The sequence below is a fragment of the Micromonospora sp. SCSIO 07396 genome (assembly GCF_053667945.1).
This window is the reverse complement of record NZ_CM132210.1, coordinates 4,940,454-4,962,933: the sequence shown is the minus strand read 5'-3', so window position 1 is coordinate 4,962,933 and position 22,480 is coordinate 4,940,454. Positions and strand designations below refer to the sequence as shown.

General features: G+C 74.5%; 24 protein-coding genes and 1 pseudogene. 17 read left to right on the top strand and 8 right to left on the bottom strand.

Annotated elements, in window-relative coordinates; translation table 11 throughout:
- Positions 1–45 precede the first annotated feature (45 nt).
- Positions 46–945, top strand: coding sequence for a ribokinase (locus ACWCHM_RS21275; protein ID WP_204957294.1), 900 nt, complete (start codon positions 46–48; stop codon positions 943–945).
- An 8-nt stretch (positions 946–953) separates the two neighbouring features.
- Here the strand turns inward: ACWCHM_RS21275 and ACWCHM_RS21270 are convergent, their stop codons facing one another.
- A complete protein-coding gene (locus ACWCHM_RS21270) occupies positions 954–1,682 on the bottom strand; it encodes a hypothetical protein (protein WP_204956747.1) in 729 nt (242 codons plus the stop codon).
- Between the two features lie 194 nt (positions 1,683–1,876).
- Here ACWCHM_RS21270 and ACWCHM_RS21265 point away from each other — a divergent pair, with 194 nt between their 5' ends.
- A complete protein-coding gene (locus ACWCHM_RS21265) occupies positions 1,877–3,466 on the top strand; it encodes an alpha/beta hydrolase (RefSeq protein ID WP_454219502.1) in 1,590 nt (529 codons plus the stop codon).
- Between the two features lie 49 nt (positions 3,467–3,515).
- On the opposite strand, the gene ACWCHM_RS21260 is transcribed toward ACWCHM_RS21265, so the two are convergent.
- The gene (locus ACWCHM_RS21260) at positions 3,516–3,998 is read right to left on the bottom strand and encodes a DUF6232 family protein (protein ID WP_204956749.1); all 483 of its coding nucleotides are present in this window, start codon (positions 3,996–3,998) and stop codon (positions 3,516–3,518) included.
- A 145-nt stretch (positions 3,999–4,143) separates the two neighbouring features.
- Positions 4,144–4,671 (bottom strand): DUF6232 family protein, encoded by a 528-nt coding sequence (locus tag ACWCHM_RS21255; RefSeq protein WP_454219501.1) that lies wholly within the window; start codon positions 4,669–4,671, stop codon positions 4,144–4,146.
- A gap of 100 nt (positions 4,672–4,771) precedes the next feature.
- On the opposite strand from ACWCHM_RS21255, the gene ACWCHM_RS21250 reads away from it, so the two are divergent.
- The 4 genes from ACWCHM_RS21250 to ACWCHM_RS21235 all read left to right on the top strand — a co-directional run bounded on the left by ACWCHM_RS21250 (position 4,772) and on the right by ACWCHM_RS21235 (position 9,238).
- Positions 4,772–5,545 carry an enoyl-CoA hydratase-related protein gene (locus ACWCHM_RS21250; RefSeq protein WP_204956751.1) on the top strand — a complete coding sequence of 258 codons (774 nt, stop codon included), beginning with the start codon at positions 4,772–4,774 and terminating at the stop codon, positions 5,543–5,545.
- A gap of 142 nt (positions 5,546–5,687) precedes the next feature.
- Positions 5,688–7,310, top strand: coding sequence for an acetolactate synthase (locus tag ACWCHM_RS21245; protein ID WP_454219500.1), 1,623 nt, complete (start codon positions 5,688–5,690; stop codon positions 7,308–7,310).
- Positions 7,311–7,454: 144 nt separating this feature from the next.
- Entirely contained in the window at positions 7,455–8,423 is a 969-nt protein-coding gene (locus tag ACWCHM_RS21240; RefSeq protein WP_454219499.1) for an ATP-binding cassette domain-containing protein, read from the top strand.
- On the top strand, positions 8,420–9,238 hold the full coding sequence (locus ACWCHM_RS21235; protein WP_204956754.1) for an ABC transporter permease: 819 nt from the start codon (positions 8,420–8,422) through the stop codon (positions 9,236–9,238). Before ACWCHM_RS21240 ends, ACWCHM_RS21235 begins: the two co-directional genes overlap by 4 nt.
- 117 nt (positions 9,239–9,355) lie before the next feature.
- Here the strand turns inward: ACWCHM_RS21235 and ACWCHM_RS21230 are convergent.
- The 3 genes and pseudogenes from ACWCHM_RS21230 to ACWCHM_RS21220 all read right to left on the bottom strand — a co-directional run.
- Positions 9,356–9,739: pseudogene (locus ACWCHM_RS21230) on the bottom strand (PLD nuclease N-terminal domain-containing protein); the annotation flags it as partial.
- 27 nt (positions 9,740–9,766) lie between these two features.
- Entirely contained in the window at positions 9,767–10,093 is a 327-nt protein-coding gene (locus ACWCHM_RS21225) for a DUF202 domain-containing protein (RefSeq protein WP_454219497.1), read from the bottom strand.
- On the bottom strand, positions 10,090–10,512 hold the full coding sequence (locus ACWCHM_RS21220; RefSeq protein ID WP_374760048.1) for a YidH family protein: 423 nt from the start codon (positions 10,510–10,512) through the stop codon (positions 10,090–10,092). The genes ACWCHM_RS21225 and ACWCHM_RS21220 overlap by 4 nt, the downstream gene beginning before the upstream one ends.
- Before the next feature lie 11 nt (positions 10,513–10,523).
- Between ACWCHM_RS21220 and ACWCHM_RS21215 the strand changes: the two genes are divergently transcribed.
- From ACWCHM_RS21215 to ACWCHM_RS21200, 4 genes are all read left to right on the top strand, one after another.
- Positions 10,524–11,321 carry a GNAT family N-acetyltransferase gene (locus ACWCHM_RS21215; RefSeq protein WP_454219496.1) on the top strand — a complete coding sequence of 266 codons (798 nt, stop codon included), beginning with the start codon at positions 10,524–10,526 and terminating at the stop codon, positions 11,319–11,321.
- On the top strand, positions 11,318–11,740 hold the full coding sequence (locus tag ACWCHM_RS21210) for a hypothetical protein (protein WP_281899981.1): 423 nt from the start codon (positions 11,318–11,320) through the stop codon (positions 11,738–11,740). Before ACWCHM_RS21215 ends, ACWCHM_RS21210 begins: the two co-directional genes overlap by 4 nt.
- A gap of 202 nt (positions 11,741–11,942) precedes the next feature.
- Positions 11,943–12,722 carry an electron transfer flavoprotein subunit beta/FixA family protein gene (locus ACWCHM_RS21205; protein ID WP_281899980.1) on the top strand — a complete coding sequence of 260 codons (780 nt, stop codon included), beginning with the start codon at positions 11,943–11,945 and terminating at the stop codon, positions 12,720–12,722.
- Between the two features lie 11 nt (positions 12,723–12,733).
- On the top strand, positions 12,734–13,693 hold the full coding sequence (locus ACWCHM_RS21200) for an electron transfer flavoprotein subunit alpha/FixB family protein (protein WP_204956761.1): 960 nt from the start codon (positions 12,734–12,736) through the stop codon (positions 13,691–13,693).
- Positions 13,694–13,831: 138 nt separating this feature from the next.
- On the opposite strand, the gene ACWCHM_RS21195 is transcribed toward ACWCHM_RS21200, so the two are convergent.
- Both ACWCHM_RS21195 and ACWCHM_RS21190 read right to left on the bottom strand, forming a co-directional pair.
- The gene (locus ACWCHM_RS21195; protein WP_454219494.1) at positions 13,832–14,773 is read right to left on the bottom strand and encodes an anti-sigma factor; all 942 of its coding nucleotides are present in this window, start codon (positions 14,771–14,773) and stop codon (positions 13,832–13,834) included.
- A complete protein-coding gene (locus ACWCHM_RS21190) occupies positions 14,727–15,329 on the bottom strand; it encodes an RNA polymerase sigma factor (RefSeq protein WP_281899975.1) in 603 nt (200 codons plus the stop codon). Before ACWCHM_RS21190 ends, ACWCHM_RS21195 begins: the two co-directional genes overlap by 47 nt.
- A 250-nt stretch (positions 15,330–15,579) precedes the next feature.
- Here ACWCHM_RS21190 and ACWCHM_RS21185 point away from each other — a divergent pair, with 250 nt between their 5' ends.
- The 7 genes from ACWCHM_RS21185 to ACWCHM_RS21155 all read left to right on the top strand — a co-directional run bounded on the left by ACWCHM_RS21185 (position 15,580) and on the right by ACWCHM_RS21155 (position 22,466).
- The gene (locus tag ACWCHM_RS21185) at positions 15,580–16,410 is read left to right on the top strand and encodes a DUF4397 domain-containing protein (protein ID WP_204956764.1); all 831 of its coding nucleotides are present in this window, start codon (positions 15,580–15,582) and stop codon (positions 16,408–16,410) included.
- Positions 16,407–17,075, top strand: a complete 669-nt coding sequence (locus ACWCHM_RS21180; protein ID WP_454219493.1) for a class F sortase — start codon at positions 16,407–16,409, stop codon at positions 17,073–17,075. Before ACWCHM_RS21185 ends, ACWCHM_RS21180 begins: the two co-directional genes overlap by 4 nt.
- Positions 17,076–17,178: 103 nt before the next feature.
- Positions 17,179–18,354, top strand: coding sequence for a cysteine desulfurase family protein (locus ACWCHM_RS21175; RefSeq protein WP_454219492.1), 1,176 nt, complete (start codon positions 17,179–17,181; stop codon positions 18,352–18,354).
- A 452-nt stretch (positions 18,355–18,806) separates the two neighbouring features.
- Complete coding sequence (mnmA, locus tag ACWCHM_RS21170) at positions 18,807–19,880, top strand: tRNA 2-thiouridine(34) synthase MnmA (protein ID WP_454219491.1); 1,074 nt, start codon at positions 18,807–18,809, stop codon at positions 19,878–19,880.
- Between the two features lie 44 nt (positions 19,881–19,924).
- Entirely contained in the window at positions 19,925–20,932 is a 1,008-nt protein-coding gene (locus tag ACWCHM_RS21165) for a methionine synthase (RefSeq protein WP_204956768.1), read from the top strand.
- A 37-nt stretch (positions 20,933–20,969) separates the two neighbouring features.
- Positions 20,970–21,338 carry a VOC family protein gene (locus ACWCHM_RS21160; protein ID WP_204956769.1) on the top strand — a complete coding sequence of 123 codons (369 nt, stop codon included), beginning with the start codon at positions 20,970–20,972 and terminating at the stop codon, positions 21,336–21,338.
- Between the two features lie 114 nt (positions 21,339–21,452).
- Complete coding sequence (locus ACWCHM_RS21155) at positions 21,453–22,466, top strand: ADP-ribosylglycohydrolase family protein (protein WP_454219489.1); 1,014 nt, start codon at positions 21,453–21,455, stop codon at positions 22,464–22,466.
- Positions 22,467–22,480: the final 14 nt, after the last annotated feature.

Below are 22,480 nucleotides of genomic sequence, written 5' to 3'. Positions count from 1 at the left end.
GGTTGGTGGGGTGGTGGGGAGGGTGGGGGTTTGGTGGGGGGTGGAGTGCGGCAGAGTCGGATCGTTGTGGTGGGCAGCGCGAACATGGACGTGGTCGGGGCCGGTCCGAGGCTGCCCCGACCCGGCGAGACCGTGCTCGGCGACGACTTCGTGATGGTGCCCGGCGGTAAGGGCGCCAACCAGGCCATCGCCGCCGTCCGCGCCGGTGCCGCCTGCACCTTCCTCGGCGCGCTCGGCTCCGACTCGTTCGGGGTCACCCTGCGGGCCAGGATCACCGCCGCCCAGGTGGACGCCAGCCACCTGCGGGTGGTCTACGGGGCATCCGGGGTCGCCCTGGTGATGGTCAACGCGGCCGGGGAGAACGCCATCCTGGTAACCCCCGGCGCGAACGCCGCCTTCACCGCCCTCACCACCGCCGAGCTTTCCGCCGTACGCGGGGCAGACGTGCTGGTCGCCCAGCTGGAGATCCCGGTCGAGACGGTGACCGAGGCGGCGCTGGCAGCACAGGCCGCCGGCACCCGGGTGATCCTCAACGCCGCACCGGCCCGGCAGGTGCCCGCCGAACTGCTGGCCGCGGTGGACCTGCTGGTGGTCAACGAGACCGAGGCGCACCTGCTCACCGGCCGGGGACGGGACGATCCGGGGGCGCTGCTGGCCCTGGTGCCCCGGGCGGTGCTCACCCTCGGCGGCGGGGGTGCCTGGTACGTCGAGCGGGACGCCCCCGCCGTGCACGTGCCCGCTGTCGCGGTGGACGTGGTCGACACGACCGCCGCCGGGGACGCGTTCACCGGGGCCCTGGCTGTGGCCTGGGGTGAGGGCCGGCCGGTGGTCGACGCGGTGCGCTGGGCGGCGGCGGCCGGTGCGGCCTGCGTGCGGCGGCTCGGCGCGTCGGTGGCGCTGCCCGAGCGTGCCGAGATCGACGCCCTCTACACCCCCGCCACCTGACCGACGGCTCAGCCGGCCGGGTCGTCGCTGAGCCGTTCACCCCGGCGACGCAGCATGCCCAGGCCGGGGATGCCGGCGACGGCGAGCTTGAGGTCACGGGTCACGTCGAGCAGGTCGTGCAGGTCTGGGCCGACCCGGTCGAGGGTGGCCAGGATCGGCAGCACGTCCGAGGTCAGGTGCTCCTTGAGTTTCGGTAGCTCGTCGACGAGGCGGATCGCCGCAGCCAGTTCCTCGTGGCTCAGCTCGGCCACGAACCGGTTCGCCATCGGCGCACCCCGCCGCAACGCCGGCTCGTACGCGGCGAGCAGCTCGGCCGCGACGGTGGCGGCGCTACCGGCGGTGGCCACGGTGCCGGCGGCCCGGTCGGCCACCGCCTCGGCCTCGGCGACCACCACGCCGGCCGCCCTCGACACCTGCCCGGCCCCGGCCACCACCCCGGCTGCCGCGTCGGCGACGTCGGTGGCCCGGGTGATGGCCGTGGTCGCCGCCGCGCTGATCACCGCCACCTCCCGCACCGCCTCCTCGGCGTCGGTGAGCACCCGGTCCGTGCGGTCCAGGGTGCCCTCGATCCGGTCCACCACCCCGTTGATCCGGGCCAGCAGCGCCTCCACCCCGTCGAGCACGGCGAAGGCGCGGGCCGGTACGGCGGCGAACGAGGCGGCCGAACCGAACGCCTGGTCGAGGGCGGAGCGGGTGAGGCCGACGACGGCGGCCGGTCGGGGCAGGGGGATGGCCATGTGACCCAGTGTGCGCCGGGTCGGCCAGTGCCGCCCGCCGGCACGGTCGGCGGGCAGTGGCCGACCCGGTCGGTCCGCGGGTCGTGGGCCCGGGGAGCACGATCGGCGGCCCTGGCCCGGAGCACGGCCCCGGCCCCGGGGCGAGCGGGGAAGCGGGTGCCGGTTCGTGCCCGGATGGGCGGTAGGGTGCCGGCATGTCGCTCCGTCCCCCCGGCGAGCCGCCGGCCGGTCGGGGCCACGCGGCGCTGACGGTCCTCGCCGTGCTCGCCCTGCTCCTCGGTGGCTATGGACTGTTCCGGGCGGACGCGGGCCTGGCCACCCGGCAGGTCACCGTCGACGGGGTGCCGCTGACCGAGGTGCGGACCGACGACGGGGCGGGCGCGGCGCGTCGGCCGGGGGTGGTGATCGCGCACGGCTTCGCCGGTTCGGCCCGGTTGATGCGTCCGCTCGCCGACACGGCCGCCCGACGGGGCGCGGTCGCGTTGCTGCTCGACTTCGCCGGGCACGGCGGCAACCCGGCCGGGCTGCCCGGGGCGGGCGGCGACGACGCCGCGTCCCGCGTCGCCCTGGAACACGCCCTGGCGGTCGCCGTCGCCCACCTGCGGGGCCGGCCCGACGTCGACCCGACACGGATCGTCCTGGTCGGACACTCGATGGGTGCGGGCGCGGTGACCAGGTACGCCGCCGGCCACCCCGACATCGCCGGCACCGTCGCCATCTCGCTGCCCGACGGCGGTGACCTGCCCGACGCCCGGCCGCAGCGGCTGCTGCTGATCGTCGGCGGCCTGGAGTTCCCCGCCTTCCGGGCCACCGCCGAGGCGACCGCCCGGCGGGGCGTCGGGCGACGGGTGGTGGTCGTTCCCGGCGTCGAGCACATCTCGGTGCTCTTCGCCGAGCGCACCCACCGTGAGGTCGCCGGATGGGTCGGTGGTGGCGGCGGTGCGGCACCGCGTCCGGCCGCCCGACTGGTCCCGGCGGGGCTGCTGCTGCTCGGTTTCGGGCTCGGCTTCGTGCCACTGGCGGCCGTGCTGACCGGCCATCGTCCGCGCCCCCGGCGCGGGCGACAGGTCGCCCCGGCACCCGTCGTGCTGGCGGTGGCGACGGCCGCCATCGGCCCGGGGGTGCTGCTCGCCCGGGTGCTGCCGACCACCCGTCTGCCGCTCGCCGTCGGCGACTACCTGACCGGTTTCCTGCTGGTCACCGGCGTCCTGCTGGCAGCCGTCCGGCACGTGCCGGGCCGCCTCTTCCCCGCCGGCCCCGCCCTCGTCGGGCCGGCTGCGGCCGACGACCCTGTCCCGGTCGGTGGCCCCGCCCTCGTCGGGCCGGCTGCGGCCGACGACCCTGTCCCGGCCGACGGGCACACACCGCTGCGGCCGGTGGTCGCGGCCCTGCTGCTGACCGGGTACGCCGTGGCCGCCGTCGCCGTGCCGATCCACCTCGGTCTCACCTGGGCGCGGCCGGTGGGCGCCCGGTGGTGGCTGCTGCCGGTGGTGGCGGTCGGCTGCCTGGCGTTCCTGGCCGGCGCGGAGCTGGTCACGCAGGGGCGGAGCTGGCGGTACGCGGCGGTCGGCGCGCTCGCCGTACCGGCGTTGGGCGGGGCGGCCGTGGTGGGGGTGGCCCCCGGTTTCGTGCTGCTGGTGGTGCCGCTGTTCGCGGTGCTGTTCGGTTGGCAGGCCGCCTGGGCGGCGGTGCTGCGGCGGGCCGGTGCGCCCTGGTGGGCACCGGCCCTGGTGGGTGCGGTCCTGGTGGCCTGGCCGCTCGCCACCGCGCTGCCGTTGAGTTGACCCGCGGCCACGGGGCGGGGCCGACCGCGGCCGGGGCGGACCGCCGGTGTCACCGGGGTTCCCCCTGCTGCTCGACGGCACGCTGGACGGCGCGGTAGATCTGCCCGAACCGCAGCGCGTCCGGGGTACGCAGCAGCATCACCTCCTGCCCCAGGTGCTGCACCCACAGCTCGTTGACCTTGTTGCCGCGTTCGTAGGACCGGTCCAGCCAGCCGAGCGGCAGCTCCAGGAAGGGCAGCAGGGCGAGCACCCCGACGCCGCAGGCGGCCAGCACGAGCAGGGCCGGTTTCCACTCGCCCCGGTCCTGCGCCGACCAGACCAGCGAGACCACACAGATCAGCGCGATCAACGGGGGCAGCGAGAGCAGCAGCACCAGCATCCCGCGCCCGAGGATGCGGGACCGGACGGCCATCGTGGTGGCCCCGCGTGCGTGCCAGACGTACGCGACGTCGGCGATCCGTACGACCTGCCCGCCGGCCCGGATCGACTCGGAGGTCACCTGCACCGTGTCGTCCCGGTAATAGAGGGTCATCACTAACCCTAACCGTTCGCAGGCGACCGGTGCCGCTGTGTGGCCGACGGATCGTGGGCCGGGTCGTGCGCCAGGCGGTCCACACGACGGTCCCGCCCTGCGCCCCGACTCAGCCACGACTCGGCACCCTGCCGCGTCGGGGCGGTCAGCGCCTGCTGTCCGGGCCGGGCGTGCCCGGCCCCGTCGCCCGCGCCGGTGACCCGCCGGGCCGGCGGGGCGGGGCGGGGTGTTCCATCGCCCGCTGCACCGCCCGGTAGATCCGGCCGAAGCGCAGCGCGTCGCCGGTGCTCAGCAGCAGCACCGGCCGCCCCTGCCAGCGGACCCACAGCTCACGCTGCCGGCTGCCCCGGTCCCAGGAGCGGTCCAGGCGGTCGAAGAGGAAGTCGGCGACCGGCCCGACGGCCAGTCCGACCAGCACCGACGCCCCGACGATGGCGATCGTGACGGTGGGGGAGCGGTGCAGCCGGACCGCCACCGCGATGCCGACCACCGCGGCCACCAGCGGGCCGGCCAGGGCCGCCCCGATCGCACCCCGTCCGGCCAGCACCCGCCAGGAGCGGTCGCCCCGGCGGTGCCAGACCAGGCCGATCTCGGCCAACGGGAAGGTCCGGCCGTCGACCCGGATGGCGGTGGAGGTGACCTGCACCGACCGGTCGTCGTAGTACGTGATCATCGCTGGACTCCCGAGCGCGGGTGGCGAACACCAGACTACGTACCCCAACGACCCGGGTCGTAAGGTTGGCACGCGACTTCGACGAGGAAGTGAGGGCAGCGTGAGCGAGTTCGTGCGGCTGGAGACCAGGGACGGCATCGGCACCATCCGGCTGGAGCGGCCACCGATGAACGCGCTCAACAAGCAGGTCCAGGAGGAGCTGCGGGCCGCCGCCACGGCCGCCGCCGCCGACCCGGCCGTCCGCGCCGTCATCGTGTACGGCGGGGAGAAGGTCTTCGCTGCCGGCGCGGACATCAAGGAGATGGCCGACATGTCCTACGTGGACATGGCGGAGCGGGCCGCCGACCTGTCCAGCGCCGTCGGCGCGCTCGCCCGGATCCCCAAGCCGGTGGTCGCCGCGATCACCGGGTACGCCCTCGGCGGCGGCTGCGAGCTGGCGCTGGCCTGCGACTGGCGGGTCGTGGCCGAGGACGCCAAGCTCGGCCAGCCGGAGATCAAGCTCGGCGTCATCCCCGGTGCGGGCGGCACCCAGCGGCTGGCCCGGCTGGTCGGCCCGGCCCGCGCGAAGGATCTGATCATGTCGGGCCGGATGGTGGACGCGGCGGAGGCGCTGCGGATCGGGCTGGCCGACCGGGTCGCCCCGGCGGCCGAGGTCTACGACACCGCCGTCGCGCTGGTGCGCCCGTACCTGACCGGGCCGGTGCAGGCGTTGCGGGCGGCGAAGCTGGCGGTCGACGCCGGGCTGGACATGGACCTCGGCTCCGGGCTGGCCTGGGAGAGCCAGCTCTTCGCCGGACTCTTCGCCACCGACGACCGGCGTGAGGGGATGGCCGCGTTCGTCGAGAAGCGCAAGCCCGACTTCACCGGCCGCTGACCCGCGCCCCCGCCCCGGGACCGCGATCCGTGGGCCCCGGGGCGGGCCACCGTCCCGTCGCCGGCACCGTGCCGAGAACTGTTCACATCCCGCCTACCGGCCAGTAGCGTGTGACTCCGGTCAGCGGACGAGGGGAGCGGCGATGACGGAACGGGTCGAGGGTCACGGCGGGGCGCTGGCGCTGGCGGCACTGCGGGCGTACGGCGTACGGGAGATGTTCACCCTCTCCGGCGGGCACGTCTTCCCGCTCTACGACGCCGCCCACACCGCCAGCTTCCCGCTCTACGACGTCCGGCACGAGCAGTCGGCCGTCTTCGCCGCCGAGGCGGTGGCCAAGCTCCAGCGCCGTCCCGGCCTCGCCGTGCTCACCGCCGGCCCCGGCGTCACCAACGGCATCTCCGGCCTGACCAGCGCCTTCTTCAACGCCTCGCCGGTGCTGGTGCTGGGCGGGCGAGCCCCGCAGTTCCGCTGGGGTTCCGGCAGCCTCCAGGAGATGGACCACCTGCCGCTGGTCGCCCCGGTCACCAAGCACGCCGAGACGGTGTTCACCGCCGACGACATCCCCCGCGCGGTCTGCGCCGCGCTGACCACCGCGCTCACCCCGCACCGGGGCCCGGTCTTCCTCGACTTCCCGCTGGAGGCGATCTTCTCCGTCGGCGACGCCGACCTGCCCGCCCCGTCGCCCGTCGCGCCGGTCGAACCCGACCCGGACGAGGTGACGAAGGCGGCCCGGTTGATCGCCGCCGCCGCCCGCCCGGTGATCATCGCCGGTTCCGACGTGTACGCCGGGGACGCCGTCGCCGCGCTCCGCGAGGCCGCCGAGGCGTTGCAGGTGCCGGTCTTCACCAACGGCATGGGACGCGGCGCGCTCCCGCCGGAACACCCGCTCGCCTTCGCCAAGGCCCGCCGGGTCGCGCTCGGCGACGCGGACGTGGTGGTCGTCGTCGGCACCCCGCTGGACTTCCGGCTCAGCTTCGGCGACTTCGGCGACGCGGCGGTGGTGCACGTCGTCGACGCCCCCACCCAGCGGGCCGGGCACGTCCAGCCGGCCGCCAGCCCCGCCGGTGACCTGCGGCTGATCCTGTCCGCGTTCGCCGACCACACCGGCGACCGGGCCGACCACGCCGACTGGATCGAGCGGCTGCGCACCGCCGAGGACGCGGCACGGGCCCGCGACGCCGCCGAGATGGCCGCCGACACCGACCCGATCCGCCCCGCCCGGGTCTACGGCGAGCTGCGCCGGGCCCTGGCCCCGGACGCGATCACCATCGGCGACGGCGGCGACTTCGTCTCGTATGCGGGGCGCTACCTGGAGCCGTCGCAGCCCGGCACCTGGCTCGACCCCGGCCCGTACGGCTGTCTGGGCACCGGGATGGGCTACGCGATGGGGGCCCGGGTCAGCCACCCCGACCGGCAGATCTGCGTGCTGATGGGCGACGGCGCGGCCGGCTTCTCGCTGATGGACGTCGAGTCGCTGGTCCGGCAGCGGCTGCCGGTGGTGATCGTGGTCGGCAACAACGGCATCTGGGGCCTGGAGAAGCACCCGATGCGGGCCATGTACGGCTACGACGTCGCCGCCGACCTCCAGCCCGAGCTGCGCTACGACCGGGTGGTCGAGGCGCTCGGCGGCGCCGGGGAGACGGTGGCGAAGGCCGCCGACCTCGGCCCGGCCCTGGGGCGGGCGTTCGACGCCGGGGTGCCGTACCTGGTCAACGTGCTCACCGACCCGGCCGACGCGTACCCGCGCTCGTCCAACCTGGCCTGACCAGGCGGCCCGCGACCGCCGCCGGACCCGGCGGCGGTCGGGTTCTGCCGGGCGGATAAATCGGCGGAATGTCAGCGGCGACGCACGTAACGTCAGACCCCTCGCTCATCGTTGGACGATCCAGCGATAACGACGGGAGTTCTGATGACACACGCCATCCGCGCCGAGGGGCTGGTGCGCCGGTTCGGCGACACCACCGCCCTGGCCGGGGTCGACCTGGCGGTCCCGGCCGGCACGGTCTTCGGTCTGCTCGGCCCCAACGGCGCCGGCAAGACCACCGCGGTACGGGTGCTCGCCACCCTGCTCGCCGCCGACGAGGGGCACGCCACCGTCGGCGGGTACGACGTCCGCCGCGACGCCCACCGGGTCCGCCAGCTGATCGGCCTCACCGGCCAGTACGCCTCGGTCGACGAGAACCTGACCGGCACCGAGAACCTGCTGCTCATCGGCCGGCTGCTGGGCCTGTCCCGGCGGGGCGCCCGGGACCGGGCGGCCGAGCTGCTGGCCGGGTTCCAGCTCACCGACGCCGCCGGCCGGGCCGCCAAGACCTACTCGGGGGGCATGCGCCGCCGGCTCGACCTGGCGGCCAGCCTGGTCGGTCGGCCGCAGGTGCTCTTCCTCGACGAGCCGACCACCGGCCTCGACCCGCGCAGCCGTAACGACCTGTGGGACATCGTCCGGGGTCTGGTCGCCGAGGGGGTGACCGTGCTGCTGACCACGCAGTACCTGGAGGAGGCCGACCAGTTGGCCGACGAGATCGCCGTGGTCGACCACGGGCGGGTGATCGCCCAGGGCACCCCGGAGGAGCTGAAGGCCAAGACCGGCGGCCAGGTGCTGACCGTCCGGCCGGTCGAGGCCGCCGACCTGCCCACCGTGCTCGCCGTCGTCGGCGCGGTGACCGGCGTCGACCCGGAGGTCACCCAGACCACGGTCAGCGCGCCGGTCAACGGTCCGGACGCGCTGCCCGCCGTGGTCCGCCGGCTCGACGACGCCGGGGTGCAGGTCGGCGAGCTGGCCCTGCGCGGGTCCAGCCTCGACGAGGTGTTCCTCTCCCTCACCGGCCACCGGGCCGAGGACGAGACCAGTCCGGCCCTGGAAGGGAGCCCGGCATGACCGCCGCGACCGTCTCCGCCCCGGCGGCCCCCGCCACGCCGGCCCGCCGGCTCGGCCCGACCGCCGGGCTGCGGCACACCGGCACGCTGGCCTGGCGCAGCCTGGTGCAGATCAAGCACAACCCGATGGAGCTGCTCGACCTGAGCATCCAACCGGTGATGTTCGTGCTGCTGTTCACGTACGTCTTCGGCGGGGCGATCTCCGGCAGCCCGGGGGAGTACCTGACCTTCGCGTTGCCGGGCATCATCGTGCAGAACGCCTTCTTCGCCACGATGACCACCGGCTTCGGCCTCAACCAGGATCTGACCAAGGGGGTGTTCGACAGGCTCCGGTCGCTGCCGGTGGCCCGCTGGTCCCCGCTCGCCGGCCGGATCGTCGCCGACACGGTCAAGCAGGCGTGGTCGTTGACCCTGCTGCTCGGCGTCGGGATGATCCTCGGCTTCCGGCTCGGCAACGGGGTGTTCGGCCTGCTCGGCGCGTTCGTTCTGCTGCTGGTCTTCTCGCTCGCCGCCGCCTGGATGTCGGTGCTGGTCGGGGTGCTGGTCAGCGAGCCGGACAAGGTGCAGATCTTCGGCTTCACGGTGATCTTCCCGCTGAGCTTCACCAGTAACGCCTTCGTGCCGACCGAGACCATGCCGTCCTGGCTGCAACACTGGGTCGAGGTGAACCCGGTGACGATCCTGGCGAACGCGCTGCGGGGCCTGCTGGTCGGCGGGCCGGTGGCCACGCCGGTGCTCCAGTCGCTGCTGTGGGCGGCGGTCATCGCCGCCGTCTTCGCCCCGCTCGCGGTGCGGGGACTGCGCCGGCGGGTGTGACCCCGGCCGCCGTCAGAGTTCGGGCCGCTCGCCGTCGCGGGGCCGCTCACCCTCCCGGGGAGCGGCGTCCTTCCGCGGCGGCGTGCGGTCGGCGGACGCCGGGCCGGCCGGGGGCGCGGTGTCGTCGGGGGACGGGCCGCCGTCGCGGCGGCGCGGGTCGTCCTCCCGGCCACGCAGGTCCTCCTCCCACCGCTGGAAGAGGGCGTTGTCGTCGCGGCGGACGCGCTCGTCGATCGACTTGAGGAACTCGGGATCGTCGTCGGGCGCGACGGGCCGTCGACCGGCCGACGGCCAGCCCCGGCGGCGGTCACCCTCGGCGACCGGGCGGCCGGCGAGGAACCAGGCGATCGAGCCGACCAACGGGAGGAACAGGATGACCACCACCCAGGCGAACCGGGGCAGCCCGCGGACCGTCCCGTCCTCGGCGGAGAGGCAACTGATCAGCGCGCAGGCGGCGAGCACCACCTGGAGCAGGAACAACAGCACATAGAGCCGGGCCATGCACCCATCATGGCGCAGCCGCGCGCGTCACCACACCCCGCGCAGCACGAGCGACACGCACAGCAGCGCCAGGCCGGCCGTGCCGAGGGCCACCAGTGGTACGGCCCGCGCGTCGAGGCGGGACCGCCGGCGACCGGTGGCCCGGCCCCAGCCCACCACCAGCGTCGCCCACCAGGCCAGCACGACGGCCCCGGCGAGCAGCGCCCCGCCGACGTCACCGGTGAGCGCCAGCCGGACCGCCAGCACCGCCACCACCGTGTACGCCAGCCCGGTGCGTCGCCAGGCCAGCCGGGTGCGCTCGGGTTGCAGGCCGGGGTCGCGTCCGCCGACGTCGTCCGCCGGGAGTCCGGTCACCTGCCGCTCACCCCACGGGCCAGGACGGCCACCACCAGCAGCAGCGCGCCCACCGCCACGATCAGGGCGAGCACGGCCGGGAACCGGGAGGCCGGCAGGCGTCGCCCGAGCCGGATGGCCCGTTCGGTGCGCGACCAGTGGTCCACCGCGCGGACGGCGACGGTGCCGCCGAGCAGCAGCAGCGTCACCGCGATCGCCTCCCGCAGGTGCCGCAGCGGCAGCGGCGGCAGGAACTGGGCGGCGGCCAGCCCGCCGGCGATCAGCGCCAGCCCGGTGCGCAGCCAGGCCAGGAAGGTCCGTTCGTTGGCCAGGGAGAAGCGGTAGTCGGGGGTGGTGCCCACGGAGTCGAGGTCCGACGGGTCGAACCACCGTCTGATCGCCTGCCACACGACGCCGATTATCCGCTTTGCCACCGGCATAGCCTGGACCGATGACCGATCTTGATGCCTCCACCCTGCGCGACAGCTACGACCGGCAGCTCCGGCCGGAGATCCCCGACCCGGTCCCGGCCGGCGTGACCGTCGAACGCGACGGGCCGCTGGTGCGCATCCTGGGCCTGGACCACGGCGGTTTCCTCACCTACCGCACGCTGGACGGGCTGGCCGGGCCGGAGTTGGACGCGCTGATCGCCCGCCAGGTCGACCTGTTCCGGCAGCGCGGCGAGTCGGTGGAGTGGAAGCACAACAGCCACGACGAGCCCGCCGACCTGCCGGACCGGCTGCGCGCCGCCGGCTTCGTCCCGCAGGAGCGGGAGACCGTCGTGATCGGCCCGGTCGCGCCGCTGGCCGCCGCCGTGCCGGTGCTCCCCGAGGGGGTACGGCTACGCGAGGTCACCGGCCTCGACGACCTGGAGCGGATCGCCGCGATGGAGCAGGAGGTCTGGGGCGAGGACCGTTCGCACCTGGTCACCGGCCTGCTGCGGGAGATCGAGGCGGACCCGCGGTCGATCACCGTGGTGGTGGCCGAGGCGGGGGAGACGGTGGTCAGCGCCGGCTGGGTGCGCTATCTCAACGGCACCGGCTTCGCCAGCCTGTGGGGCGGTTCGACGCTGGCGCAGTGGCGACGCCGGGGCGTCTACCGGGCGCTGGTGGTCTACCGGGCCCGGCTGGCCGATCAGCGCGGCAAGGTGTTGTTGCAGGTGGACGCGTCGGAGGACAGCCGGCCCATCCTGGAGCGACTCGGCTTCGTCCCGGTCACCACGACCACCCCGTACGTCTACACTCCGTGATCATGGAGCAGCGGCTGACGGACGACGAGCAGCAGGTCCTCAAGACGGGCGCGTTCGGCGCGGTCTTCCTGGTGTCGAACGCCGACCCGGGGGTGTTCGCGATGATCCGGGAGAGTTTCGCCGCGTCCGGGGCGTTCGCCGGGGCCAGCGGGCTGGTGAAGGAGGCGCTCAGCGCCGGTGGGCTGCCCCGGCTGCCCCGGGACTCGGCCCTGGACGTCGAGTCGGTGGTGCTGCCGGCGCTGGCGCGGGCGGTGGACATCCTGCGGGAGAAGTCCCCGGCCGACGTGTCGGCGTACCGCGAGCTGGTGCTGGCCGCCGCGGAGCAGGTGGCCCGCGCGCACCGGGGGGTGACCCCGGCCGAGCAGGACGCGATCGCCCGGATCGGGGCCGCCCTGGCCGACCCCGCCGGTCCGGCCTGACGCCGCTGCGGGGCCCGGCCGGTACGCGGTGAGCTGTGTCACCGTGGGTGGTGGAGAGGGTTAACCTACTGGCAGGTAACATTGCGTTCGTGGGCAACTGCACAGCGGCCCGCGGTTGACCGGGTGTCAACGACGCGCAAAGCTCCGCCCTTAACCGGGCGAGCAGATCGCACACCACCAACAGGAGGGTTGTCGAATCGCGATGAACATCGTCGTACTCGTCAAGCAGGTGCCTGATTCGGGCGCGGACCGCAACCTGCGTGCTGACGACAACACCGTCGACCGCGGTTCGGCGAACAACGTGATCAACGAGATGGACGAGTACGCCATCGAGGAGGCGCTGAAGATCAAGGAAGCGCACGGCGGCGAGGTCACCGTCCTGACCATGGGGCCGGACCGGGCCACCGAGTCGATCCGCAAGGCGCTCTCCATGGGCCCGGACGCCGCCGTGCACGTCCTCGACGACGCCCTGCACGGGTCCTGCGCCGTGGCCACCTCGAAGGTGCTCGCCGCCGCCCTCGGGCAGCTGGGTGCCGACCTGGTGATCTGCGGCGCCGAGTCGACCGACGGCCGGGTGCAGGTCATGCCGCACATGCTCGCCGAACGGCTGGGGGTCGCCGCGCTGACCGGTGCCCGCAAGCTCACCGTGGACGGCGCGACGCTGACCGTGGAGCGGCAGACCGAGGAGGGCTACGAGGTGGTCACCGCCTCGACCCCGGCCGTCGTCTCGGTCTGGGACACCATCAACGAGCCGCGCTACCCCTCCTTCAAGGGCATCATGGCCGCCAAGAAGAAGCCGGTGAAGACGCTCTCCCTGGCCGACCTGGGCGTCGCGCCCACCGAGGTGGGTTTCGAGGGCGCGACCAGCGCCGTCGTCGAGCACACCAAGCGTCCACCGCGCTCCGGCGGCGCGAAGATCACCGACGAGGGCTCCGGCGGCGTCCAGCTGGTCGAGTTCCTCGCCACCGAGAAGTTCGTCTGAGGGGTCTGAACATGGCTGAGGTACTCGTCGTCGTCGAAGCCACCAGGGAGTTCGGCGTCAAGAAGGTCACCCTGGAAATGCTCACCCTGGCCCGTGGGCTGGGCACCCCGAGCGCCGTGGTGCTCGGCGGCCCCGGTGCCGCCGAGGCGCTGGCCGCCAAGCTCGGCGAGTACGGCGCGGAGAAGATCTACGCCGCCGAGAGCGAGGAGATCGACGGTCACCTGGTGGCCCCCAAGGCCACCGTGCTGGCCGAACTGGTCAACCGGGTGCAGCCGGCCGCCGTCCTGCTGGCCTCGGCCCAGGAGGGCAAGGAGATCGCCGCCCGGCTGGCCGTCAAGCTGGACAACGGCATCCTGACCGACGTGGTCGGCCTCGACGCCGACGGCACCGCCACCCAGGTCGCCTTTGCCGGCTCCACCATCGTCAAGTCCAAGGTCACCAAGGGCCTGCCGCTGGTCACCGTACGGCCGAACTCGGTCACCCCGGCCCCGGCGGCGGCCACCCCGACCGTCGAGCAGCTCACCGTGTCGGTCACCGACACCGACAAACTGGCGAAGGTCGTCGAGCGGGTCGCCGAGCAGAAGGGCTCCCGCCCGGAGCTGACCGAGGCCGGCATCGTCGTCTCCGGTGGGCGCGGGGTCGGCAACGCCGACAACTTCAAGCTGGTTGAGGAGCTGGCCGACCTGCTCGGCGGCGCGGTCGGGGCGTCCCGCGCGGCGGTCGACTCCGGCTACTACCCGCACCAGTTCCAGGTCGGGCAGACCGGCAAGACCGTCTCCCCGCAGCTCTACGTCGCGCTGGGCATCTCCGGCGCGATCCAGCACCGGGCCGGCATGCAGACCTCGAAGACGATCGTCGCCGTGAACAAGGACGGCGAGGCACCGATCTTCGAGCTGGCCGACTACGGCGTGGTGGGTGACCTGTTCAAGGTCGTCCCGCAGGCCGCCGAGGAGATCCGCAAGCGCAAGTGACCCGTCGCGGGTCCCGCACCGAGCCGCCGTCCGGTCCGCCGGGCGGCGGCTCCGTCGTATCCGCCCGGCCGGGCGGGTCCGCGCGGATGCGTCGATGGGAGCTGATCGGCGGGCCGGGGAGCTGAGCCGGCCCGCCGATCAGCCCGTCAGGGTGCCCCTCAGCAGGCTGTCGCCGGAGTGGGCGGGCTGGTTGTCGTACTGCTCGGCGGAGACGTCGACCACCGAGTATGCCTGAAGATCAACATTCGGGGGCAGGGGCAGCAGGGCGTCGCCGGAGCTGCCCCGCAGCACACCCACCGAGAACATCTCCATGGTCGTCGGATTGATCAGCCAGACCTCGTAGTACCCCGTAACGTCCGGGAGATTCGCGACGTGCAGGTGCAGTCGTCCGTCGGCGAAGACCCGGGCGTCGCCCCGGGCGTCGGCCGGCGTGCTGCCGTACGCGGCCAGCGGCGCGCTGGCCAGCACGTCCTGCCGGGGCGTCGTCCCCCGGTCGCCGAGGACGAGGACGGTGCCGAGCACCGCGATCGCGGCGGCGGCGGTAGCCGAGACGACGGTGGTCGCCCAACGCGGCCAATGCCGGGCCCGGCCCGCCGGTCGGGTGGCACACCCCCCGCCGGGGGACGACGACCGCCGCCGGGACTCCGGCCGGCCACCGGTCACGGCCGCCGGCTGCCGGTCGCCGGTCGCCCCTGACGGCTGCCGGTCACCGCTCGCCGCAGGCGGCTGCCGGTCGCCCGTCGCTCCGGCCGGATGCCGGGTGGTCGGGCCGATGCCGTCGTCGGTCGCCTGACGTGCCGGCGTCGGGCCCTGCACGAGATCCTGCCGGTGCGCCTCGGCCAGCGCCGGCACCTGCGCGACGGCGTCGAGTTCGGCAAGGATGCCCGCCCAGAGATGGGCCGGCGGGTCGGGCAGGGTGTGCAGGCCCTGGGTGCCCGCGCCCAGCCCGGCGACGTGCCGCAGCGACTCCAGCTCGTGCCGGCAGGTCACGCAGCCGCCGAGGTGGTCGGTCTCGCCGTGGTCCGCCTCGCTCTCACCGAGCGCCAGAAATATCAGCCGGTCGTGGTCCAGGTGCTGCACCGTCCACCTCCCATCTGCGTTTCAAGCTCGCCATGCCCCGCCTGATGTGGCTCTTGACCGTGCCCAGCGGCACCCCGGTCACCGTCGCGATCTGTTGGTGTGTCAGGTCGTCGTAGAAGGCCAGCTCCAGCATCCGTCGCTGATCGTCGGGGAGCCGGGCCAGTTCGTCGGCGACCACCAACCGGTCGACCACCGTGTCCGGGTCCCCGCCGGTGCCGACCGGTTCGGGTAGCTGCCGCACCGTCTCCACCACCCGAGCCTCCCGGGCCGAGGCGCGCAGCCGGTCGATCACCTTGCGCCGGCCGATGCCGAGCAGCCACCCGATCAACGAGCCCTTGGCCGGGTCGAAGGTCTCCCGCCCCAGCCAGGCGGCGACGAACGTCGCCTGGGTCACGTCCTCCGCGTCGCTGCGGTTGGCCAACGTGCTGGTCGCCAGGTGGAGCACGGCGCGGCCGAACCGGTCGTACGCCTCCCGCAGCGCGGTCTCGTCGCCCGCCCGGAAGCGCGCGGCCAACTCGTCGGGGGGTGGTTCGGGTTCGTGTCCTGCTGTTCCCACCGCTGTCACCGGGCGGGTCGCCTTCCCTGGGGCATGCCCGACTGTAACGCCCACAGCCTCCGCCCCACTCTCCTGGTCCGGTCCGCCTCCACTCGTCTCACCAGCTATTCGTCGCCGGAACCGGCCCCGGATGCACCCCCGGCGAAGAAAAAGAAAGTGGTGCCGGGCTGCATCCGACGGTGCGACGGGCGGCGTAACCCGTTCTGCAAGCCAGACCTGACGAACCAGCACCAATCACCAGGAGGCAGACATGCAGCTCGCTATCTTCCGTCGGGTCGCCGCAGGCGGCGCGGTGGCCGCTCTGGCCTTCGCCGGCGTCGGCGTCGCGACCACGGGCCCGGCGTACGCCGCCTCGTCCAAGGTCTCCGTCGTGCACGGCATCCCGGACACCCCGGTCGACGTCTACGTCAACGGCAAGAAGACCCTCGACAACTTCAAGCCCGGTGACGTCGCCGGCCCGCTGACCCTGCCCGAGGGCGAGTACGACATCGCCCTGACCAAGCCGGGCGAGCCGGTCGGCAGCGCGATCCTGAAGGTCGACGACGCCGAAGTGCCGGGCGGCGCCAACATCAGCCTCGCCGCGCACCTCGGCGCGGACGGCAAGCCGCAGATCACCCCGTTCGTCAACGACACCGCCAAGCTGGCCGCCGGCAAGGCCCGGCTGATCGTCAGGCACACCGCCGCCGCCCCGGCGGTCGACGTCCGGGCCGGTGGCAAGCCGGTCTTCGAGGACCTCACCAACCCGAAGGAGGCCAAGGCCGACGTCGACGCGGGCACGGTCAAGGCCGACGTGGTGCTGGCCGGCACCGACACCGTGGCGATCGGCCCGGCGGACCTCAACCTCAAGGAGGGCACCGCCACCATCGTCTACGCGATCGGCTCGGCCGAGGCCAAGAACCTCGACCTGGTCGCCCAGACCATCACCGGTCTGCACTCCGCCCCCGGCGGCGTGCCCAGCGGCACCGGCGGGCAGGCCGGCACCGGCGTTGACACCTGGTGGTACGTGCTGGCCGGTGCCGGCGTACTGCTGCTGGTCGGCGGCGGGGCGCGGGTGGCCGCCACCCGGACCGGTCGCCGGTGACGGTGCGACACCGCGGGGCGCTGGCGGCGATGGCCGCCGGCGTCGCCGCGCTCACCGTCGCCACCGTGGTCGCCTGCGGCTCGCAGCCGGCCGGGGACGTCGGCGCGGACGAGGCGGCGGCCCTGGCCAGCAGCAGCCCGCCGAGCCCGACGACCGGCACCGGCGGCGCACCGTCGGTGCCGGTGACCGCCGGTGACCTGCCGAGCGGCGAACGGACCGTGCCGCCGGTGAAGCTGCGCATCCCGGCGATCGACGTCACGGCCACGGTCAACCCGGTGGGCGTCGACACCCGCACCGACGAGTTCGACGTCCCGCCGAGCGTGGACCAGATCGGCTGGTACCGGTACGGCCCCGGGCTGGAGACCGACGCCGGCTCGGTGGTGATCGCCGGTCACGTCGACAGCTCGGAGCAGGGCAAGGGGGCGTTCTTCCGGCTCCGCGAACTCGACCGGGGGGACACCGTCACCGCCACCGGCGCGGACGGCAAGCAGCGCGCCTACCGGGTCGTCGCCCGCGAGGAGTACGCCAAGACGAAGATCCCGCTGGACCGGTACTTCGCCCGGGACGGCAAGCCGCGGCTGACCCTGATCACCTGCGGCGGGCCGTTCGACCCGAAGACCCGGCACTACCGGGACAACATCGTCGTCACCGCCGTACCGGCCTGAGACCGGGCCGGGGCCGATCCGGTCCCGGCCCGGCCCCTCCACGCTTCGGCAAAGGTGGTCCGGCATCCGATGGGCCGTGCGCTGGCCGTTACGCTGAACCGTGATGGCATACCTGGATCACGCGGCGACCACCCCGATGCTCGACGAGGCGTTGGAGGCGTACGTCGCCACCGCCCGCGAGGTCGGCAACGCGTCGTCGTTGCACGCGACGGGCCGGCGCGCCCGGCGTCGGGTGGAGGAGTCCCGCGAGCGGGTGGCCGCCGTGCTGGGCGCCCGCCCGTCCGAGGTCGTCTTCACCGGAGGCGGCACCGAGAGCGACAACCTCGCCGTCAAAGGCATCTTCTGGGCCCGGCGGGCCGCCCGGCCCGCCCGGTTCCGGGTGGTCTCCAGCGCGGTCGAGCACCACGCCGTCCTCGACGCGGTCGACTGGCTCGCCGACCACGAGGGCGCCGAGGTCGCCTGGCTGCCGGCCGACGCCGCCGGCAAGCTCGACCCGGCGCTGCTGCGCGCCGAACTGGCCGTGCATGCCGACCGGGTCGCCGTGGTGACCGCGATGTGGGCCAACAACGAGGTCGGCACGGTGCAGCCGGTGGCGGAACTGGCCGCCGTCGCCGCCGAGCACGGGGTGCCGTTCCACACCGACGCGGTGCAGGCGGTCGGCCAGGTGCCCGTCGACTTCGCGGCCAGCGGTGTCTCCGCGCTCACCGTGACCGGACACAAGCTCGGCGGCCCGATCGGGGTGGGCGCGCTGCTGCTCGCCCGGGACGTTGCCGCCACCCCGCTGCTGCACGGCGGCGGGCAGGAGCGTGACGTCCGCTCCGGCACCCTGGACACCGCAGGCATCGTCGCCTTCGCGGTCGCCGTCGAGACAGCGGTCAAGGGCCAGCAGGAGTACGCGGCCCGGGTGGCGGCGCTCCGCGACGACCTGGTGCGGCGGGTCCGGGAGGCGGTGCCCGAGGTGGTGTTCAACGGCGACCCCGACGACCGGCTGCCCGGCAACGCGCACTTCTCCTTCCCCGGCTGCGAGGGGGACGCCCTGCTGCTCCTGCTCGACGCCCAGGGCATCGCCTGCTCCACCGGCTCGGCCTGTTCGGCCGGAGTGGCCCAGCCCAGTCACGTGCTGCTGGCGATGGGTGCCGACCACGACCGGGCCCGGTCCTCGTTGCGTCTGACCCTCGGCCACACCAGCACCCCCGCCGACGTCGACGCCCTCATCGCGGCTCTCCCCGCCGCCGTCGACCGCGCCCGCCGGGCCGCCGCCCTCCGCACCCCCCGCTGACCCTCCCCTCCCTCACCGCGCCCGGCCCCGCCGCGCCTCGCCTCGCCTCCGGCCCGGCCCGGCCCCGCCTCGCCCGGCCCGGTGATCAAGAGGTTTACGTCACCCCTGGGCCGGATGCTGACGTAAACCTCTTGATCACCCGCTCCTACCGGTCCGTTTCTGCCGGCGTCCACCCCCACCCCAGCGCGCGCGCCTGCCAGGCTCCCCCTGGCTGCGGGGCGGTGGTGGTGTTCGGTGATCAAGAGGTTCAGGTCAGGAATTGGCTGGGATGACGTAAACCTCTTGATCACCGGGGCGGGGCGGGGCGGGGCGGAGCGGGGCAGGGCGGGGCCGGACGGAGCAGGGGCGGGTCGGGCGGGGCGGAGCGGGGGCGGGCGCGGTGCGGGCGGGAGCGGGGGACGGGACGGGGTGGGGTGGGTGGGTAGGCTCGGTGGGGAAGGGAGCGTGGGCTGGTGAAGGTTCTGGCGGCGATGTCGGGCGGGGTGGACTCCGCCGTCGCGGCGGCGCGGGCGGTGGACGCAGGGCACGACGTGACCGGGGTGCACCTGGCGCTGGCCCGTAATCCGCAGACCTTCCGCACCGGGGCCCGGGGGTGCTGCACGCTGGAGGATTCCCGGGACGCGCGCCGGGCCGCCGACGTCATCGGCATCCCCTTCTACGTGTGGGACATGGCCGACCGTTTCCACGCCGACGTGGTGGACGACTTCGTCGCCGAGTACGCGGCCGGTCGTACCCCGAACCCGTGCCTGCGCTGCAACGAGAAGATCAAGTTCGCGGCGGTGCTGGACCGGGCCGTGGCCCTCGGCTTCGACGCCGTGGTCACCGGCCACCACGCCCGGCTCGGCCCCGACGGGCTGCTGCGTCGCAGCGTCGACCTCGCCAAGGATCAGTCGTACGTGCTGGCGGTGCTCACCCGTGCGCAGCTCGACCGGGCGATGTTCCCGCTCGGTGACGCCACCAAGGCCGAGGTGCGGGCCGAGGCGGCCCGGCGTGACCTGGCGGTGGCCGAGAAGCCCGACTCGCACGACATCTGCTTCATCGCCGACGGCGACACCCGGGGGTTCCTCGCCGGGCGGCTCGGCGAGACCCCCGGCACGGTGGTCGACGCGCTGACCGGCGCGGTCGTCGGCAGCCACACCGGCGCGTACGCCTACACGGTGGGCCAGCGGCGCGGCCTGCACCTGGACCGACCGGCCCCGGACGGCCGACCCCGCTACGTGCTCTCCATCACCCCGAAGACCAACACGGTCACCGTCGGCCCCGCCGAGGCGCTGGAGGTCTCCCTGGTCCGGGCCACCCGTCCGGTCTGGACCGGGGGTGACCTGCCGACCGTGCCGACCGGGTGCGAGGTGCAGTTGCGGGCGCACGGCGACGTCGTACCGGCCACCGTACGGGTGGACGGCGACAACCTCACCGCCGAGCTGGGCCGTCCCGTGCGCGGGGTGGCCGCCGGGCAGGCCGTGGTGGCGTACCGGTCGGACCCGGCCGGTGACGTGGTGCTCGGCTCCGCCACCATCACCGGCTGACCCACCGGGCGGGTGCGCCGACCGAAGCCGGTTACCCTTCGGCCGTGACCCAACAGCAGCTCTGGCCCTGGCCGGCGGGCGCGGCGACCGGCATCGGTTCGCTGCCCGGCACCGACATCGCCGAGGCGCAACGGATCGTCCTGGGTGAACTGCCCGCCCTGCCCCACCTGCCGGAGCTGCCCGCCCGGGGGCCGGGTGCCGACCTGGTCGGGCGGACCGGTGGGCTGCTCGTGGAGCTGCCTGTCGAGCTGTACGCCGCGCGCTGGCGGATCGCCCCCCGCCCCGGCCGGGACCTGCGCCGTGCCCGGGACCTGATGGAACGCGACCTCGACCAGCTCGCCGAGCAGGCCGAGGCGTACGCCGGGCCGGTGAAGGTGCAGGCGGCCGGGCCGTTCACCCTGGCCACGGCGGTCGAACTGCCGGTCGGTGGTCGGCTGCTGCGCGACCCGGGCGCGGTGCGGGAGCTGACCGCGTCCCTGGCCGAGGGGCTGCGGCTGCACGTCGCGGCGGTGGCCCGCCGGTTGCCCCGGGCGTCGGTGCTGCTCCAGCTCGACGAGCCGTCGCTGCCGGCGGCGTTGGCCGGCCGGGTCCGCACCGAGAGTGGCCTGGGCACCTACCGGCCGGTCGACCCCGCCGTCGCCCGTACCCTGCTCGGCGAGGTGATCACGGCGGCCGGGGTGCCGACGGTGGTGCACTGCTGCGCCCCGGACGTGCCGCTGGAGCTGATCCGTACCGCCGGGGCGGTCGGGGCGGCGCTGGATCTCGCCCTGGTCACCGACCTGGACCCGCTGGGCGAGGCGATCGACGCCGGCCTCGGCCTGCTGGCCGGGGTGGCACCGACCCTGCCGCCGTCGGCCGGCGTCGCGCCGACCTCGGCACAGCTCGCCGACCGGGTACGCGGACTCTGGGACCGGCTCGGCTTTCCGCGCCGCCAACTCGCCGAGCAGGTGGTGGTCACCCCCGCCTGTGGCCTGGCCGGAGCCACCCCCGGGTACGCCCGCGCGGTGCTCACCGCCTGCCGGGACGCCGGCCGCCGGCTGCACGAGGAGTGAAGGTTTTCCGTCGTACCCGGTGGGCAGGATGACGGTCATGATTGGACAACTGCGGTCCGTCGCCATCGACTGTCCCGACCCGCGAGCCCTGGCCAATTTCTACGCCGAGCTGCTCGGCCTGCCCCTGGCCGAGGAGGACTCCGACGGCAACGAGTGGGTGGTGCTCGGCGGCCCGGTCGGGCACCAGCCCCGGCTCGCCTTCCAGCAGGCACCCGACCTGATTCCCCCGGCCTGGCCTGATCCGGCGCGCCCACAGCAGTTCCACCTCGACGTCACTGTCGACGACATCGAGGTGGCCGAGAAGGCGGCGCTCGCCCTGGGCGCCCGCCGGCTGCCCGGCGAGGGGGAGGGCTTCCGGGTGTACGCCGACCCGGTGGGCCACCCGTTCTGCCTCTGCTGGGACTGACCCTCCCGGGAGCACGACCCCGCGACGGGCGGCCCGGACCGGGGTCGGCCGTCGTCGGGCGGCCCGACCTGCCGCGTCGGGCGGCTCGGAGTGCCGCGGTGGTGCGGGCGGGGCATGATCGGGTGCGTGATCGACTCCTCGCTGCGCCGTGCCTCCGGTTCGCTGTTCGGGCTCGCCTACGGCGATGCGCTCGGCAAGCCGACCGAGTTCCTCACCGTCACCGAGATCCACCGTCGCTACGGCCCGGCCGGGCCACGGGAACTGGTCGGCGATCCGGTGCTGGTCACCGACGACACCCAGATGGCGCTCGCGGTCGGCTGGGCGCTGCACGACGCGCCGGAGCACACCGCCGAGGCGGTCGAGCCGCTGCTGCGGCGGCGCTTCCTGGACTGGGCGGCCAGCCCGGACAACAACCGGGCACCGGGGATGACCTGCCTGCGGGCCTGCGGTGAGCTGGGCCGGGGGCTGCCCTGGCAGCAGGCCACGGTGGTCGACTCGAAGGGGTGCGGGGCGAACATGCGGGTCACCCCGGTCGGGCTGCTCGACGTCGACCCGGACACCCTCGCCGGGTTGTCCCAGCTCCAGGCCGGTCTCACCCACGGTCACCCGACCGGGCTGGCCGCCAGCGAGCTGACCGCGTACGCGGTGCGGTTGCTGCGCGACGGCGCGGCACCGGCGCGACTGCCCGGCCTGCTCGTCGACCGGGCCCGCAGCCAGCGGGGCCGTTACCGGGACGACTGGCTGGGCGACCTGTGGCAGCGTGCCGGTGCGGGCGCCCCGGAGCAGTTCAGCGCCGCCGGCTGGGACGAGTGCCTGTCGGCGCTGGACCGGCTGGCCGCCGCGCTGCGCCGGCCGGACGACGGTGACGACCCCTGCCGGCTCACCGGTGAGGGCTGGATCGCCGAGGAGGCGCTGGCGACCGCGCTGCTGTGCGTGCTGCGGCACCCCGACGACCCGGTGGCCGCGATCGGCCGGGGCGCGAGCACCGCCGGCGACTCCGACTCGATCGCCGCGCTGGCCGGCGCGTTCCTCGGCGCGGCCCACGGGATGTCCGGCTGGCCGGCCGACTGGTCCACCCGCATCGAGTACGCCGACCAGCTCGCCACCCTCGGCACGACCTGGGACTGACCCGCCCGATCGGC